14 protein-coding genes are annotated in these 16,444 nt (G+C 69.7%); 7 read left to right on the top strand and 7 right to left on the bottom strand.

Annotated features, from left to right (window positions below):
* The first annotated feature begins 9 nt into the window (after positions 1–9).
* Positions 10–879, top strand: coding sequence for an Fpg/Nei family DNA glycosylase (locus tag NBRGI_RS17735; RefSeq protein WP_029897682.1), 870 nt, complete (start codon positions 10–12; stop codon positions 877–879).
* On the opposite strand, the gene NBRGI_RS17730 is transcribed toward NBRGI_RS17735, so the two are convergent.
* Genes NBRGI_RS17730 through pdxR form a run of 4 tightly spaced genes read right to left on the bottom strand, consistent with a single transcriptional unit; the run spans position 872 to position 5,468 of the window.
* Positions 872–2,389 (bottom strand): carboxylesterase/lipase family protein, encoded by a 1,518-nt coding sequence (locus NBRGI_RS17730; RefSeq protein WP_029897681.1) that lies wholly within the window; start codon positions 2,387–2,389, stop codon positions 872–874. The two genes, NBRGI_RS17735 and NBRGI_RS17730, sit on opposite strands and share 8 nt — an antisense overlap.
* A gap of 13 nt (positions 2,390–2,402) precedes the next feature.
* Positions 2,403–3,836 carry a dihydrolipoyl dehydrogenase family protein gene (locus NBRGI_RS17725; RefSeq protein WP_029897680.1) on the bottom strand — a complete coding sequence of 478 codons (1,434 nt, stop codon included), beginning with the start codon at positions 3,834–3,836 and terminating at the stop codon, positions 2,403–2,405.
* Between the two features lie 8 nt (positions 3,837–3,844).
* Positions 3,845–4,090 (bottom strand): DUF2630 family protein, encoded by a 246-nt coding sequence (locus NBRGI_RS17720; protein WP_014988351.1) that lies wholly within the window; start codon positions 4,088–4,090, stop codon positions 3,845–3,847.
* 10 nt (positions 4,091–4,100) lie between these two features.
* Positions 4,101–5,468 (bottom strand): MocR-like pyridoxine biosynthesis transcription factor PdxR, encoded by a 1,368-nt coding sequence (gene pdxR, locus NBRGI_RS17715; protein WP_029897679.1) that lies wholly within the window; start codon positions 5,466–5,468, stop codon positions 4,101–4,103.
* Between the two features lie 79 nt (positions 5,469–5,547).
* On the opposite strand from pdxR, the gene NBRGI_RS17710 reads away from it, so the two are divergent.
* Positions 5,548–6,240 carry a pyridoxamine 5'-phosphate oxidase family protein gene (locus NBRGI_RS17710; RefSeq protein ID WP_029897678.1) on the top strand — a complete coding sequence of 231 codons (693 nt, stop codon included), beginning with the start codon at positions 5,548–5,550 and terminating at the stop codon, positions 6,238–6,240.
* 276 nt (positions 6,241–6,516) lie between these two features.
* On the top strand, positions 6,517–7,713 hold the full coding sequence (locus NBRGI_RS17705) for a PucR family transcriptional regulator (protein ID WP_148310861.1): 1,197 nt from the start codon (positions 6,517–6,519) through the stop codon (positions 7,711–7,713).
* Positions 7,714–7,720: 7 nt separating this feature from the next.
* On the opposite strand, the gene NBRGI_RS17700 is transcribed toward NBRGI_RS17705, so the two are convergent.
* Both NBRGI_RS17700 and NBRGI_RS17695 read right to left on the bottom strand, forming a co-directional pair.
* The gene (locus NBRGI_RS17700) at positions 7,721–8,968 is read right to left on the bottom strand and encodes a hypothetical protein (RefSeq protein WP_029897676.1); all 1,248 of its coding nucleotides are present in this window, start codon (positions 8,966–8,968) and stop codon (positions 7,721–7,723) included.
* The gene (locus tag NBRGI_RS17695; protein WP_036559631.1) at positions 8,965–9,738 is read right to left on the bottom strand and encodes a crotonase/enoyl-CoA hydratase family protein; all 774 of its coding nucleotides are present in this window, start codon (positions 9,736–9,738) and stop codon (positions 8,965–8,967) included. The genes NBRGI_RS17700 and NBRGI_RS17695 overlap by 4 nt, the downstream gene beginning before the upstream one ends.
* A 53-nt stretch (positions 9,739–9,791) precedes the next feature.
* Here NBRGI_RS17695 and NBRGI_RS17690 point away from each other — a divergent pair, with 53 nt between their 5' ends.
* The 4 genes from NBRGI_RS17690 to NBRGI_RS17675 all read left to right on the top strand — a co-directional run bounded on the left by NBRGI_RS17690 (position 9,792) and on the right by NBRGI_RS17675 (position 14,750).
* A complete protein-coding gene (locus tag NBRGI_RS17690) occupies positions 9,792–10,442 on the top strand; it encodes a TetR/AcrR family transcriptional regulator (protein WP_029897674.1) in 651 nt (216 codons plus the stop codon).
* Positions 10,429–12,048, top strand: a complete 1,620-nt coding sequence (locus NBRGI_RS17685) for an acyl-CoA dehydrogenase family protein (RefSeq protein ID WP_029897673.1) — start codon at positions 10,429–10,431, stop codon at positions 12,046–12,048. Before NBRGI_RS17690 ends, NBRGI_RS17685 begins: the two co-directional genes overlap by 14 nt.
* Before the next feature lie 326 nt (positions 12,049–12,374).
* Positions 12,375–13,994 carry a M4 family metallopeptidase gene (locus tag NBRGI_RS17680; protein WP_051727849.1) on the top strand — a complete coding sequence of 540 codons (1,620 nt, stop codon included), beginning with the start codon at positions 12,375–12,377 and terminating at the stop codon, positions 13,992–13,994.
* Between the two features lie 84 nt (positions 13,995–14,078).
* A complete protein-coding gene (locus NBRGI_RS17675) occupies positions 14,079–14,750 on the top strand; it encodes a nucleoside/nucleotide kinase family protein (RefSeq protein WP_029897671.1) in 672 nt (223 codons plus the stop codon).
* Positions 14,751–14,763: 13 nt separating this feature from the next.
* Here NBRGI_RS17675 and pgi read toward each other — a convergent pair whose 3' ends face one another.
* Positions 14,764–16,401: a glucose-6-phosphate isomerase gene (pgi, locus tag NBRGI_RS17670; protein WP_029897670.1), complete on the bottom strand. Its 1,638-nt coding sequence runs from the start codon at positions 16,399–16,401 to the stop codon at positions 14,764–14,766.
* Between the last annotated feature and the right edge of the window lie 43 nt (positions 16,402–16,444).

Genomic DNA, 16,444 nt, shown 5'->3' with positions numbered 1-16,444 from the left:
CCTGGGCATGTGCCCGAACTACCTGAAGTGGAGGCGTTGGCGCAGTTCCTGCGGGAACATGCGGTCGGCGCCGTGGTGGGGCGTGTGGATGTCGCGGCGTTGAGCGCCGTGAAGACCTTCGATCCGCCGGTGACCGCGCTGTCCGGCCGGGACGTGACGGGCGCGGGCCGCTGGGGCAAATTCCTCGGCATGGACTGCGGCGGGCTGTGGCTGATCACGCATCTGTCCCGCGGTGGCTGGTTGCGCTGGATCGACGAACCCAGCCAGACGCCGCCGAAGCCGGGCGGCAAGAGTCCGCTGGCGTTGCGCGTGCACTTCTTCACCCCCGAGGGCGCGACGCCCGCGATCGATCTGACCGAGGCCGGCACCAAGAAGCGGCTCGCGGTGTACATCGTGGACGACCCGAAGCTGGTCCCCGGCATCGCCCGGCTCGGCCCCGACGCGCTCGCGGTGACCGAGGAGGAGTTCGCCGAGATCCTGCGCGGCGCCTCGCAGCGGATCAAGACCGCGATCGTCGACCAGTCCCTGCTGGCGGGCATCGGCAACGCCTACTCCGACGAAATACTGCACACCGCCCGGATATCGCCGTTCGCCAACACCAAAACCCTTGCGGTGGACAAGGTCTCCGAACTGTACGCGGCGATGCGGGCGGTGCTGTCCGACGCCGTGCAGCGGTCGGTCGGCCAGGACGCCGCCCGGCTCAAGGGCGAGAAACGCTCCGGCATGCAGGTGCACGCCCGGACCGGTCTGCCGTGCCCGGTCTGCGGCGACACCGTCCGTGAGGTCTCCTACGCGGAGCGTTCCTTCCAGTATTGCCCGACCTGTCAGACCGGCGGCAAGATCTTGGCCGACCGCCGGATGTCGCGCCTGCTCAAGTAGCCCGCGCGCGCAGGGTGGGAATTCGGATGTCTTGCCAGGCAAGGCGTTTGGCCTGATCCGGGTCGTGCTCCACGCGCGTGGGGTAATCGATGATCAGCGTCGTGCGGCGGGACTCGGTGTAGGGCGGCCAGGACGGCAGCGGCGCGCCGGTGCGCGCGAGCGCGAGCCAGTTGTCCTGGAACTGGCGGGTCACGGCTTGTAGCCCGCGCCGGCCGCCCGCCGCGGTGAAGGCGATGCCGAACGAGGCCTCGCCGCCGCCGAAGACGGGGACGAGGTCGGTGGCATGGGAGGCCCCGAGGCCCAGGAGTTGCAACGCGCGCGGCGCGAAGTCGTACCGGTAGGCGTAGGTGGGCGCGTACTTGCTGTGCCCCGCCATCACGCGGACCGAGGGGCGCCAGAAGACGAAATCACCGCCCGCGCGCACGGCTGCCCGCGCCGCTGGATACCCGGGATAGGCTGCCGCGATACGGGATTCGGCCTCGGCGGAGCCGACCGCGGCCCGCAGGCGCTGCGCGGTGGTGGGCAGCGAGTCGGCGAACTTCGCGAACAGCGTCCCTTCGTCGCGGTTGGTCCCGATGATCAGCGGCACCCGGTGCGCATTGCCGTCGACGATCGCGTCGATCGGCGCCTGCGGCAGGAAATCGCCGTCGACCACCGGAGCGACCGGGAACAGGCCGCGATGTTCGCGCAGCACCCGGCCGCTGCTCCGGTCGACCGCGCGCCGAATATCGTTGGCGCTCGCGGTGCGCAGCGTCCGCGCCGCGGTCTCCGGTGTGGCGCCGAGTTCGGTGACGCACCGGCGCGCGAAGGCCCGGGCGTCCTCGGCGGTCATCGCCCAGTCCGCCGGCGGGCTCTGCGAAATAGCTTGATGGAAGAGGCCTTTCGCGGCAGGCGTGGCGAGCAGGCTCAATACCGCGTGCGCGCCCGCCGATTCGCCGAAGATCGTCACGTTGTCCGGATCGCCGCCGAACGCCGCGATATTGGCCCGCACCCAGCGCAACGCGGCGACCTGGTCGCGCAGCCCCAGGTTCGACTCGAAAGTGTGCTCCGGAGTGCTGAATTCACTGAAGTCGACATAACCGAACGCGCCGAGCCGGTAGTTCAGCGACACCATGATCACGTCCCCGCGCAGCGCCAGCCGGGCACCGGAGTAGAGGCCCAGTGCCGAGGTGCCGATGAGGTACCCGCCGCCGTGGATGAACACGAGGACCGGGCGCGGCGTGGTGGACGGTGTGACGGGCACGGTGACATTCAGTGTCAGCGCGTCCTCGTTGGTGGGCTGGTAGCGCCGCGGCCCGATCCGCGCGCCGGTGCGGTGCTGCATCGCGGCGAACCCGAACTCGGTGCACTCGCGCACCCCGGTCCAGGGGACCGCCGGCCGCGGGGCGCGAAAACGCAAGTCACCCACCGGTGCGGCCGCGTAGGGGAGGGACCGCCAGCGCAGCACGCGGCGGCCACGACGACCCCGGACGACTCCGTCGGCGGTCTGGATATCTGTCGATGCCACCATTCACCGATGGTAGCTACGCGCGGCGGGCCTCCAACAGACGTAACCAGAACTCGCTCACGGCGGGAAACGCAGGCACTGCGTGCCACAGAGTTGCCAGCGGTACCTTGCCCACCACCGCGATGGTGGCCGCGTGCAGCTGCTCGCCCACCTCGGGGCCGACGAAGGTGGCGCCGAGCAGGGTGTCGGTGGCCGAATCGATGACCAGCTTGGCGTGGCCCGCGAAGTCGTTGCGCGCCAACGAGGATCCGGCCACCGCGATATCGAGTTCCACCGTCTCGACGGCGTGGCCCGCGGCGCGTGCGGCCGCCTCGGTGAGCCCGACGGAGGCCACCTCCGGCGCGGTGAACACCACCTGGGGGACCTGCGCGTGATCGGCGCTCGCCGCGAACCGGGCGTCGGTGAGCGGACGCCCTTCGGCGCGGGCCGCGATCACGTCACCGCACACCCTGGCCTGGTACTTGCCCATATGCGTGAGGGCGGCGCGGTGGTTCAGGTCGCCGACGCAGTACAGCCAGTCGCCGTCCACGCCACGCACGGTCAGTTGGTCGTCGACCTCGACGTAGCCGTCCGGCAGGCCGACTTCGGCCAAGCCGAGACCCGCGGTGGCCGGGGCGCGTCCCGCGGCCACGATGATCTCGTCGACCTCGATTTCGTCCTCGCCCTGCGCACTGTGCAGCCACACGGTGATCGGGCCGCCGTGCACGCGTCCTTCGCCGGTGTCCTTCGCGTCGGGGCGGTGCACGCGCACCGGCGCGGTGTTCAGCAGGACGCGCACGCCGCGCTCGGTGAGCGCCGCGACGACGCGTTCGCCCGCGAACGGTTCCGCGGCGGCCAGCACGCCACCGCCGCGCACGACCAGGCTGACCTGCGCGCCGAGCGCGGCCAACCAGGTCGCCGCCTCGCACGCGACGACCCCGCCGCCGATGATGAGCACCCGCTCGGGCACCTCGTGCAGATTCGTGGCGTCGCGGGAGATCCACGGCAGCGCGGCGCGCAGGCCGGGTATGTCGGGAACGTTCGCGGTGGTGCCGGTCGCCAGCACCACCGCGTGGCGTGCGGTCAGAATCCGGCCGTCGACCTCGACGCGGCGCGGACCGGCGAGTCGCCCGGTGCCACGCAGCACGTCGATGCGATTGTCGTTCGCCCATTTCACCTGGGAGGTGTCGTCGTGCCCGGCGAACGAATCGCGGCGCCGCAGCACAGCGGCGACGTCGAGGCCGGTGGCGGTGATCCCGTCCATCGCCTGCGCGGCGGCGAGCACATGACCCGGCCGCAACAGCGCCTTGCTGGGAATGCAGGCCCAGTAGGAACATTCGCCGCCGACGAGTTCGCGTTCCACGATCACGGCGGTGCGCTCGCTCCCGGCGATCGCGTAGGCGGCGGCGTTCTCGCCCGCCGGTCCGCCACCGATCACGATGACGTCGTATTCGGTCGTCTCGCTCGGCATCGTCGCGGCTACTGCAGATAGCCCTCGACCTGTGCCGGTGAGCTCGGTTCGGCGCCGTCCGGGGACTCGCCCTGGTCGATCCGTGCCCTGCGGTGCCGCAGCAGGTCCCACGCCTGGTCCAGCATCACCTCGAGCTCGGCGAGCTGCCGGCGTTCGGTCTTGGGGTCGAGCTCACCCTTGGTGGCCTGTGCGCGGAGCTCGTGCTCCTGCTCGACCAGTGCCTTGATGCGTGCCAGAACGTCCTGTTCGGTCATGTCGACCATGCTACGACCGCGCCAGGCACGCGGCCGCGATCGGGACGGCCGTGGCCAGGTCGGGCAAGGACAACGCGGTGTAGCCGAGCGCGACACCGAAGTGCCGTCGCGGGCCGAGGTGGTAGCGGGCCAATCCGTCGAGCGCGACGCCCTGCGCGCGGGCCAGCGTCACGCCGCGCTCCTCGGCCTCGGCCGAGCCGAGCGGCACCACGACGTGGGTGCCCGCATCGTCGCCGAGCACGTCGAGCCCGCGGCGGCGCAGCTCCGCCACCACCAAGGCCCGGCGCGGCGGCAGCTCGCGGCGCAGTCTGCGCAGGTGCCTGGCCAGATCGCCGTGCGCGGCCAGCGAGACGAACACCTGCTGCCCGGCCGGACTCGGGCAGGTGCCGGTCCGGTGCCGGTGCGCGAGCACCGCGTCGGCGATCGCGGGCCGGGCGACCAGCCAACCGACGCCGAGAGTCGGCGAGAGGATCTTGCTCGTCGTGCCGAGGTGCACCACGACGTCCGGTGCCATCGCCGCGAGCAGCGGCAAAGGTGCTGTGTCGTAACGCAATTCGCCGTCGTAGTCGTCTTCGATGATCAGCAGGCCGTGCCGCCTCGCGTGTTCGACGAGGGCGACGCGGCGCGCGGCGGGCAGCCGGGGGCCGAGCGGAAACTGGTGCGCCGGCGTGCAATACACGGCCTTGATCTGCGGCGGCAGTAGATCGACGCGCAGGCCGTGCGCGTCGACCGGCACCGGCAGCACGCGCACCCCGGCCGCCGCGAAAGCGCCTGCGGCACGGTGGTATCCGGGATCCTCCAAAGCCACCGCGTCACCTGGCCGCAGCAGTGCGGCGGCGAGTTCGCCTACCGCGGAGCTGGTTCCGGCGGTGGCGAGCAGCGTGGTGTCGCTGCCCGCGCCCAAGCCGCGGTGGCGCAGCAGATGCTCGACGATCGCGGTGCGGTACTCCGGCTCGCCGGCGCGGTCGCGGCGCACCATCGGCGACAGGTCGGCGGCGGAGCGCCACGCACGCCGCCAGGCGGCGCGGTCGATGGCATCGGAGCACGGTGCGCCGGGTTCCAGGTCGCGCAGTTGCGGTTCGTTGTCCGCGGCTGCGGACCGGAACGCGCGGGTGGGCGTGGCGGGCGGCGCGGTGGTCAGGTAGGTGCCGGAGCCGCGTTTGCCGTCGATCCAGCCCTCGGCGTGCAGTTGATCGTAGGCCGCGGCCACCACGGTCCGGCTGACACCGAGCCGGACCGCGAGCGAACGCGAGGACGGCAGCCGGTCGCCACCGCGCAGCAGACCGTTGGTCGCCGCGGCCCGCAACCCGTCGGCGACCTGGACCGACAACGGTTCGGGCCGCGCGCGGTCGAGATCGAGGGGGAGTTCGTCGAGCACGGTGACCTCAAAAGTGGACTGTGTAGATTTCGCTGAATTGGCACTTTGATAATGCCACTAAGCGTCCGATCCTGGTCGTATGACCCGTTCAGCCGATGCCAGGACCCCGCTCTCGCCGACCCCGCGCAGCACCGTGACGCGCTCGAAGGAGCGGGCGCGCAGCGATCGAGCCGAACTCGACGCGGTGCTCGACGCGGGCCTGATCTGCCACCTCGGCGTGCTGCTCGGCGGCGCGCCGGTGGTGCTGCCGACCATCTACGGGCGCGAGGGTGACACGCTTTACCTGCACGGTTCGACCGGCGCGGGCAATCTGCGGGCGGCCATGACCGGGCCTGTCTCGGTCGCTGTCACCCTGGTCGACGGCATCGTCTACGCCCGTTCTGCGATGCACTTCTCGATGAACTACCGCTCCGCGGTGGTGCACGGTCGTGCGGTGGAGCTCACCGATCCGGCGCAGCGGGTGCGCGCGCTCGAGGTGATCACCGAGCATGCCGCGCCGGGGGCCTGGTCGCGGGTGCGGCCGCCGAGCAAGAAGGAACTCGCCGCCACCATGGTGCTCGCGCTGGATCTCACCGAAGCCTCGGTCAAAGTCAGGTCGGGCGGACCCAATGACGACGCGGCCGATATCGAGACCGGCGGCGTATGGGCCGGTGTGCTGCCGGTGCGGCAGGTCTGGGACGCGCCGATCGGTTCGGCCGATCTGGACCCGGACGTGGAGGTTCCCTCCGACGTGCTCGACCGAGCCGACCGCACCCTGACCCCGGTGCGCTGAAATCGGCCACGATCTTCGGTTGCCGAGGCGTAGCTGCTGACTGCACGGACCTTACGGCGGGTGGCTGCTCGGCTCCGCCCCCTCCCGCGGCCCGGGAGCGAGCGAGTCGTGGCGCAGTCCGATCCGAGATTGTGACGCCGGTCACCGTGCGGGCGACGGGATTTCGTGACGGTATTTGTGCATCTGACGGGATGTCATCTTGTTCGGGTGCACTAACGAAGTTTGTTCACTCGTCGCTATTGTGCGGAACGGTTTGTCTGTGCAAACAATGTGCGGGTGACTGCTCGCACTGATGCCGCTGCGCTGGACGACCTGTCGAAATATGTCCGGACGGTGTTGCCCGAAGTGACCCGGGACCTGCTGGCCGAGGTCCTCAGCGCGGTGCCCGACTATCGGGAGCTCTCCGCCGACGCCAGGGAGGACCTGCCGCAGGCCGCGGAGGCCAATCTCCGCCTGTTCCTGCGGTCGCTGTCGGATCGGCGACCGCCGGACAAGGACGCGCTGACCGAGCTGATCGAGATCGCGGTGCGCCGGGCCAGAGCCGGAATCCCTTTGGATACCGTGCTTTCGGTGTATCACCACGGCGCGATCGCGGCGTGGAACTCGGTCGCCGCCGCCGCGACCGCACCGGCCCAGCGTGAGCAGCTGCTGGCCGCGGTGCCGTACGTGCTCGGCTACCTCGGCGCCGTCACGCCCGGCGTCGCGAGCGCCTATCTGCGCGAGCGCCAGGATTTGCACTGGGAGCAGCGGGAAGCCAAGCGGGCGGTGGCACAGGCGCTGGTGCACGGCACACCCGCCGACCTGCTGGCCGAGCGGTTCGGCATCTCGCTCGACGGCGGATTCCGCGTCTTGGTGTTCCGGCTGGCCGAGTCGGATCCGGCCGGCGCGAATCGGCCGGTGTTACGCGTCGTGCAGGCCGAGGTCGACGCGGTGTCCGGCCGGGCCTTGAGCACGGTCGAGCGCGGTGGCGGCGTCTTGCTCGTGCCCGGTATGGACGGTGACGCCGACGCGGCGTTGGACACCTTCGTCGCCAGGGTCGCCCAAGGGGCCGGCGTGCGCACGGTCGCGGGTTTCGCGACCGCCGCCGACGTCGCCGACATTCCGGCGGCGGCCGAGGAGGCCGGTGAAATCGCCAGGCTCGCTTATCAACTCCGTCGTCCCAGCGCGGTGTACCGGATGGCCGACCTGGCGCTGCAATACCAGCTGGCCCGGCCCGGTCCCGCGCGTACCTGGCTGCTCACGCTGCTGGCGCCGCTACACGATCAGGCGCATCTGCTCGATGCGCTGCGGGCGCTGATCGACAACGACTACAACCGTCAGCAAGCCGCGGCCGCCCTTGTGGTGCACCGCAATACGCTCAACTACCGGCTCAACCGGATCGCCACCGTCACCGGCTACGACCCCAACCGGCCGGATCACGCGCAGCTGTTCGCCGCCGCGCTCACCGCGCACGATATCGACGCCATGGAGTGAGCGCGGATCACCACGTTCGCACCGGCAGATCGATGGCCGCCGCGGTCTTCGCCGCGAGATCGGTCAGCGCACTGTCGGATTCGATACGCACCGGATCGAGGCCGACCAGGGCCACCACGTAGTCGTCGGCGATGCGGCACAGGTAGCCGGACAGCCGGGTCCGCGGTAACTGGCCGGCGGTGAGGCCTGGGTGGATTGCCCGTGCGGCGACGCCGGTGCAACGGTGCGCGCCCAATGCGGTGAGAGTGGCGGGCAGCGTTCCGACGTTGGAGCACAGGATGTCTCGCTCTCCTGCGCCTTTGGACAACGCGTAGGCCCAGCGATCCGGAACGACCTGGAGCAGTTCCTCGGGCATCCCGCCGGGACTCGACATGCGGCGCTCGTATGCGGTGCGGGCCCGCGCGCGGATCGAGGCGGGGGTGTCGGTGCGGTGTACGTCGATCGCGGTCATGGCGAGGTCGTTGTCCACCCGCGGTTCGTCGCGGGTGTCGACCGGCAGACTGGCCTCGATCACTTCGGCGGGAAAACCGCAGGCCCACAGCGTATTCGCGATCAACCAGATGAACAGGCTGTTGGCGGTGCCGCGGTGCGCTGCGGCGGCTCGTTCCCAATCGGCCACGGAGCACTGCAGGACCGCGCTGTGTACGGCGGCACCGCTGGACGGCGCGTCGACGCGGTCGGGGGCCACGAGCGGACGCGCGGGGATGCCGTGCCGCAACGCCCGCACGGTGCCGCGAACGACCGTGGACCATTGCCTGCGGGCATCGGCCCAGTCCGATCCGGGTACCGGTGCTCCGGCGTGCAACGCCGTGCCGCCGAGCGCGTCATCCACCGCGAGCGCCAGCGCGCGGCCGTCGGCGAGCGCGTGCGAACAGGTCAGGGCGACAACCGAACCCCCGTCGGCGAGTGCGGTGGCGGACAGCCGCCAGCCGGGTCCGGTTTCGGGGTCGAGGTCGGCCCCCTGCGCGTCGGCCCAGGTGAACAGCGCGGAGCGCGGGATCGGCTGTTCGTGCCACGCGAGCGGGTGCGCGCGGGTAGTAGCCCGCCAGGCCCGGCGCGCTCCGGGCACGCGGGGGCGAACGACCCTGCGCCCCAACGGGCCGGTGCGCAGCGACGCGTGGATCTGCCGGAGCAACTCCGGCTCGATGCGCTCGGGCGTACGCCACAAGCCTTGCAGCGCAATGGGAGTGCCCAGCCCGCGGTGGGTCCGGAGGAAGATCTCGTCGACGACGCTCAGCCTGCCGGGGGCGCTCACGCTTTCGTGCCGTGCCTGCCCGCGCCGGAGGCGAAGCGCTGGGCTCCGTCGAGGGCGCCGTTGGCGAGCGCGGTCATGCCGTGCCGTAGTTCGTTGCGCAGTGCGGCTGCTTCGTCCATGCCGTCCTGCTCGAGCAGCGACAGGCGGTCCGAGCGCAGGCACGCCTGTGGCAATGCGGCGAGTTCGGCGGCGAGTTGTTCTGCGGCACTGCGGGCTTCGCCGGTCGGCACGACACGGTTGACCAGGCCGATCTGCAGGGCCTCCGCGGCGTCGACGGGACGGCCGGTGAGCACCAGGTCCATCGCGCGTCCGGTGCCGATGATCCGGGGCAGGCGCAGGGTGCCGCCGTCGATCAGCGGCACGCCCCAGCGACGGCAGAACACGCCGAAGGTGCTGTCCTGCTCGGCGACTCGCAGATCGCACCACAGCGCGAGTTCCAGCCCGCCCGCGACCGCGTAGCCGGAGACCGCGGCGATCACCGGCTTGGACAGGCGCATCCGGGTCGGCCCCATCGGGCCGTCGCCGTCCTCGGTGACCTGATTGGACCGTTCGGTGCCGAGACCCTTGAGGTCCGCACCCGCGCAGAAGGTGCCGCCGTCGCCCCACAGCACGGCCACCGCGGCGTCGGGATCGGCATCGAATTCGCGGAAGGCATCCGCCAGGGTCGCGGCGGTCGGGCCGTCGACCGCGTTGCGTGCCTCGGGCCGGTGCAGAATCACCGTGGTCACCGCGCCGTTGCGCTCGATTCGTACGTTCACGGCCTTGACCATACGCCGTAAAACCGCCCTTGTGGCAAGAAATGAATATGTGGTTCACTTCTTGCGTGGCCTACCGCAGAACCCCCGCCGTGCAGGCCCGCCTGGACGCGCAGGCGGGCCTGATCGTGCAGGCCGCGACCACCGTCTTGTCGCGGGCGGGCTATGCCGGTCTGTCGATGGCGGCGGTCGCGGCCGAAGCCGGCGTGGCCACCGGCACCGTCTACAAACACTTCGCGGGCAAGGCGGAACTGGTCAGCGCCGTCTTTCGGCGAGTGGTTGCCTGGGAGGTCGCTGCGGTCGCCGCGGCGAGCGCGGGCGGCACCGCCGTGGAGCGGGTGAGCGCCGCGGTGGAGACCTTCGCCGGACGCGCGCTGAAGAACCCGAAACTCGCCTATGTGCTGCTCGTCGAGCCGGTGGACACCGTGGTCGACACCGAGCGGCTGCACTTTCGCCGCGCGTTCGCCGAAGCCTTCGAATCGGCGGTGGCGGAGGGCGTTTCGAGCGGCGAGCTGCCCGCCCAGGACGCGCGGACCAGTGCGGCCGCGCTGGTCGGTGCGATCGGTGAGGTGCTGGTCGGTCCGTTGGCCGCCGCGCCGCACGCGGAATCCGTTGTCCCCGAACTCATTGTCTTCGCCCTGCGCGCACTCGGTGTGCCCGCGGCATCGAGCGCCCCGGTCGCTCGGCTGGAATCAGGAGTATCCGATGCAGACGCATGAAGTGTTCAACCAGGTGCCCGATATCGCGCCGTTCGATGTCTCGCGGAACCCGGCCTTGCTCGAGGGCCTGCATCGGGAAGGTGCGGGCTGGGCCGAACCCGAGGTGCGTGAACTAGGCGCACTCGCAGGCGGTTCCGTGGCGCAGGAATGGGGGCGGCTGGCCAACGAGTATCCGCCGGTGCTGCACACCCACGATCGGTACGGCCATCGCGTCGACGAGGTGGAGTTCCATCCGCACTGGCACGATCTGATGAATGTGGCTGTGTCGCACGGCTTGCACGGCGCACCCTGGTTGGACGAGCGTCCCGGCGCGCACGTCGCCCGTGCGGCGAAGTTCTACACCTGGGGCGCGGCCGAGGCCGGGCACATGTGCCCGATCTCGATGACCTATGCGGTGGTGCCCGCGCTGCGGCACAACGCGGAGCTGTCCGCGAGATACGAACCGCTGCTCGGCTCCCGGGTCTACGACTTCGGGCTGCGCGAACCGTCGGGTAAGGCCGGGCTCATCGCGGGCATGTCGATGACCGAGAAGCAGGGCGGCTCGGATGTGCGCGCCAACACCACGACGGCGACGCCGCAACCGGACGGCTCGTACCGGATCGTCGGGCACAAGTGGTTCACCTCCGCCCCGATGTCGGACATGTTCCTCACACTGGCCCAGGCGCCCGGCGGGTTGTCCTGCTTCCTGCTGACCCGGGTGTTGCCGGACGGTACCCGTAATCCGATCCGTATCCAGCGGCTCAAGGACAAGCTCGGCAACAAGTCGAACGCGTCCTCGGAGATCGAATACGAGAATGCCACCGGCTGGCTGGTCGGCGCGGAGGGCGCGGGGGTCAAGACCATCATCGAGATGGTGAACATGACCCGCCTGGACTGCGTGATCGGCTCGGCCACCGGCATGCGCACCGGCGCGGTCTTCGCCGCGCATCACGCCCGGCATCGGGAAGCCTTCGGCGCCAAACTGATCGACCAACCGGCCATGCGAAACGTGCTGGCCGACTTGGTGATCGAGTCCGATGCGGCGACCACGGTGATGATGCGCCTGGCCGGGGCCACCGACCGGGCGACGACCGACCCGGCCGAGGCGGCGCTGCGCCGAATCGCGCTGGCGGTCACCAAGTACTGGGTGTGCAAGCGGGCACCGGCGCACGCCGCGGAGGCGCTGGAATGCTTCGGCGGCAACGGTTATGCCGAGGAGTCGGGCATGCCCCGGCTGTATCGCGAGGCTCCGCTCATGTCGATCTGGGAGGGGTCGGGCAATGTCGCCGCGCTGGATGCGTTGCGCGCCATGGGCCGTCAGCCGGAGACAGTCGAAGCGTTCTTCAACGAGGTGTCATCGGCGCGGGGCGAGAATCCGCGGCTGGACGACGCGATCAGCCGGGTGGGCAAGGAACTCACCGACCTCGGCGATATCGAGTACCGCGCCCGGCGCATCGTCGAGCTGATGGCGCTCGTGCTGCAGGGCGCGCAACTGGTCCGGCACGGTCACCCCGCGGTTGCGGACGCCTTCTGCGCCACCCGGCTCGGCGACGACTGGGGCATCGCCTTCGGCACCCTGCCGACCGGGGTGGACACCGGCGCCATCATCGAGCGCGCGTTGCTCTGAGCTATACGATGCAAAACAATTCGGCCGCTGCGTAATTCGGCTGTCGGTGTTGCAAACATGTTTCGGCCTAATGAATTCGGCGATCTCGTAGATAGCTCGGCAGGTGGCTGACAACTCGATCAACGACGTCGTCGAAAGATCTTGATACAGCGTATTTGCCGAGCTGAGCTGGACGGTTGCCGGACCCTGTTCCGGCTCTGCTGTCCGTTTCCCCAGTTTGCTCTCCAGTCGAGTTGACCGCTCGAATGTGGTTCTACTTGGTCATGAAACCCACACAAAAACGAGCGGGGCGATATGCCGCCTTCGCTTTAATCGCTACTGGGGCAATGGTGTTCGCGTCCGGTCCGGCTGTGTACGCGCAACCCCCTTCGAGTCCGTCGGCGCCTACGAGCTCCGACCTGTCCGCGGTGCCGAAAGAGGTGACCGTCGACCAGCAGGGCGCGGTCCAGCTCGTGGTGCCCAAGGAGCCGCTCGCGGCGCCGCAGGGAACGCCCGCCGAGGCTCCGGCCGCGGCCCAGGCGCACGCCCAGGGTGTCGAGAAGGCGCTGGCCGGAAACGGTGACAGCGCAGGCGATCTCGTCGTGGAGTCGGTGTTCCCGGTTGGTGAGGGGTCCACCGTCAGGCTGCGGCAGGAGATCGACAAGGTACCGGTGTTCGGTGCGTCCGCGGCGCAGTCGCTGACCGCGAACGGCTCGCTGATCTCGGTGACCGGTGCGCTGTCGAAGAAGTCCGAAGGCAAGTTCGCCAGCACGGCGCCGACGTCCCAGGTCCAGCAGACCGCGCTGAAGAAGGTCGCCGCGGCGAGCAAGGCGGCGCCGGACCAGCTGTCGGTCACCGAGACCAAGGCGTACTGGTACGACGCGAAGCTGGCCGCCAAGGACGACGCGCAGAGCGTGGCCGTCCCGGCGTTCAAGGTCGACATCACCGGTGTCAGCGAGGAGAAGAAGGGCGAGCCCGCGACGTGGGTCGTGTTCGTCGACGCGAACAACACCGGCAAGGTACTCGACAGCTGGAGCGAGACCAAGCACCTCAACCGCGTCGTGTGTGACAACGCGAACCGGCGCATCGACCCCAACCGGGCCGGCTGCGGCACCGGTAGCCTGCGCTCGACTCGCTCGGAGGGCCAGGGCCCCACGGGTATTCAGGATGTCGACAAGATCTACGACTACCTGGGGAACACCGAGCGGTTCTACGCCCAGTACACCAAGGTGCCGAACCTGACCAACCTGATCGGCTCCGACACCGGTGACGGCAAGGGCAAGGCGCTGCGCGCCACCGTGCGGCTGTGCACCACCACCGCATGCCCCTACCAGAACGCGTTCTGGTCCGGCAGCTACATGGCCTATGGTTCCGGTCTGACCACCGAGGACATCACCGCGCACGAGCTCACGCACGGTGTCACCCAGTACACCAACGGTCTCGTCTACCGCAACGAGCCGGGCGCGATCAACGAGTCCATGTCCGACGTCTTCGGCGAGCTCACCTTCCTGGTGAACACCAGCAACCCGTGCAACACCCCGGCCAACCGCTGGAAGCTCGGCGCCTGCAGCTCGATCGGCGTGATCCGGGACATGCAGAACCCCAACGCCTACCAGGATCCCGACACCTACCGCGGCCGGTACTGGTACACCGGCACCGGTGACAACGGCGGCGTGCACATCAACAGCGGCGTCGGCAACAAGACCGCGCAGATCATGGTCGACGGCGGCAGCCTCAACGGCGTGACCGTCACCGCGATCGGCATCGCGAAGACCGCGGCTCTGTACTGGACGACGCAGACGCTCCTGTCGTCGAACTCCAACTACGCGGCGCTGTCCACCGCGTTGAAGACCGCGTGCAACACCAACGTGCGCAACCAGACGGCCGGCACCACGGCCGCCGACTGCGTGCAGGTGGCCAACGCCACCAAGGCGACCAAGCTGCCGCAGCAGCAGGCTCGCACTTAACAACCATTACCGGTTGAACGGACGTCTCACCGAGCTCGCCACAGGCTCGGTGAGACGTCCTTTTGTGCTCGGTAAGGTGCGACGGTGGACAATCCATCGCTGTCGGCGCTCGCCGGACGGGTGCGCGCGCACGCCGCAGGTCGCGACGGCAGGTATCTGCTCGGCATCGCGGGCCCGCCGGGTGCGGGAAAGTCCACCTTGTCGGTGGCACTGCGCGACGCGCTGAACCACGAGGCTGCGGCCCCGCTCGCCGAGATCGCGCCGATGGACGGCTACCACCTGACCAACGCGGTCCTGCGGGCCACGGAAAGCCTTGCGCGCAAAGGCGAACCCGATACTTTCGATACGGCGGGCTTCCTCGCGAACCTGCGCCTGCTGCGCGATACCCGCGTCGGCGCGGCGGTGCCGTGGCCGGTCTTCGATCGCGCCCTGGACGACCCGACCCCGGCGGGCGTCGTGTTCGACCGGCAGACCATCGCGATCGTCGAGGGCAACTACCTGCTGCTCGACGATATCGCGGACCAGCAGTGGTCGGCGGTCCGCCCGCTGCTCGACGAATGCTGGTACCTCGACGCCCCGCGCGACGTGCTGGAGCGGCGGTTGCTGCACCGGCACCTGAACGGCGGTCGTAGCCGGGCGGCTGCCCGGGTCAAGGTGCGCGAGAGCGACTTGCGCAACGCCGATCTCGTCGCCGGCACCAGGCCGCGCGCTGATCTCGTGCTGTTTCAGCGCGGCGGGCGGTACGAGCACAGCTAACTCCGAGGCGCGGTCATTTCTGGCCGCGGTACCACCGGATTAGCTCGTCAGTCGACGAATCTCCTTGTGGTGCAGGCTCTTCCGGTGAACTGAGCAACGGCGCCAAGGCGAGCGCCTGCTGTTTGCCGAGCTCGACGCCCCACTGGTCGAAGCTGTCGATACCCCAGATGGCGCCCGCCACGAAGACCTGGTGCTCGTACAGCGCGATCAACTGGCCGACCACCGACGGTGTCAGCTGCGCGGCGAGGATGGTGGTGCTCGGCCGGTTGCCCGGCATCACCTTGTGCGGCACCACCTTCGGGTCGGTGCCCTCGGCCGCGATCTCCTCGGCGGTCTTGCCGAACGCGAGCACCTTGGTCTGCGCGAACAGGTTGCTCATCAGGATGTCGTGCATGCTGCCGGTGCCGTCCCGGGTGGGCAGATCATCGGTGGGACGGGCGAATCCGATGAAGTCCGCCGGTACCAGACGCGTGCCCTGGTGCAGCAGTTGATAGAACGCGTGCTGTCCGTTGGTTCCCGGCTCGCCCCAGAAGATTTCGCCGGTGGCGGTGCTGACCGGCGTACCGTCGGCGCGCACCGACTTGCCGTTCGACTCCATCGTGAGCTGCTGCAGATACGCCGGGAAGCGTGCGAGATCGTTCGAATACGGCAGCACCGCATGCGATTGCGCGCCGAAGAAGTTCGAGTACCAGACGCCGAGCAGGCCGAGCAGCACCGGTGCGTTCGCGTCGAGCGGCGCCTGCGCGAAGTGCTCGTCCACCGCGTGCATGCCCGCCAGGAACTCGGCGAAACGCTGCTTGCCGATGGCCGCCATCACGGCGAGCCCGATCGCGGAATCCACCGAGTAGCGTCCGCCGACCCAGTCCCAGAAACCGAACATGTTGGCGGTGTCGATGCCGAATTCGGCCACCCGTTCGGCATTGGTCGAGACCGCGACGAAATGTTTGGCGACCGCGTCCTCGCCCAGCGCCGCCACCAGCCAGCGGCGGGCCGCGGTGGCGTTGGTCAGGGTCTCCAGCGTGGAGAAGGTCTTGGACGCGACGATGAACAGCGTTGTGGCAGGGTCGAGTCCGTCCAGCTTCGCCACGAGGTCGGCGGGGTCGACGTTGGAGACGAACCGGGCGGCGACATCGGCGTCGGCGTAATGCCGCAGCGCCTGATACACCATCGCCGGTCCGAGATCCGACCCGCCGATGCCGATATTGACCACGGTCTCGATGCGCGCACCGGTGGCGCCGCGCCATTCGCCCGCCCGCACCGCGTCGGTGAATTCGCCCATCCGCCGCAGCACCTCGTGCACCTCGGCGCCGGCGTCCGCGCCGTCGACGACGACGGACTCGCCCTCGGGCGCCCGCAAGGCGATGTGGGCGACCGCGCGATCCTCGGAGGTGTTGATGTGCGCGCCCGCGAACATCGCGTCCCGGCGCTCGGCCACTTTCGCCTCGCGCGCCAATTCGACGAGCAGGTGCAAGGTTTCCCGCGTGACGCGATGCTTGCTGTAATCGATGTGCAGGTCCGCGACGTCGACGGTCAGCTCGCTGCCGCGGGCCGGATCGTCGGCGAAGATCTCCCGCAGGTGCTGCCCCGCGATCGCGTCGAAATGCTCTTGCAGTTTCCGCCAGGCCGCCGTCGCGGTGATGTCGCTGCTCACGATCGCCGAGGTTACTCATCGCCCACCGTCCGCGCACGGCAAT

This window comes from Nocardia brasiliensis IFM 10847 (genome assembly GCF_000710915.1).
GTDB lineage: Bacteria > Actinomycetota > Actinomycetes > Mycobacteriales > Mycobacteriaceae > Nocardia > Nocardia brasiliensis_A.
The sequence above is the reverse complement of the archived record's forward strand: the minus strand, read 5'-3'. Positions and strand labels throughout refer to the sequence as shown.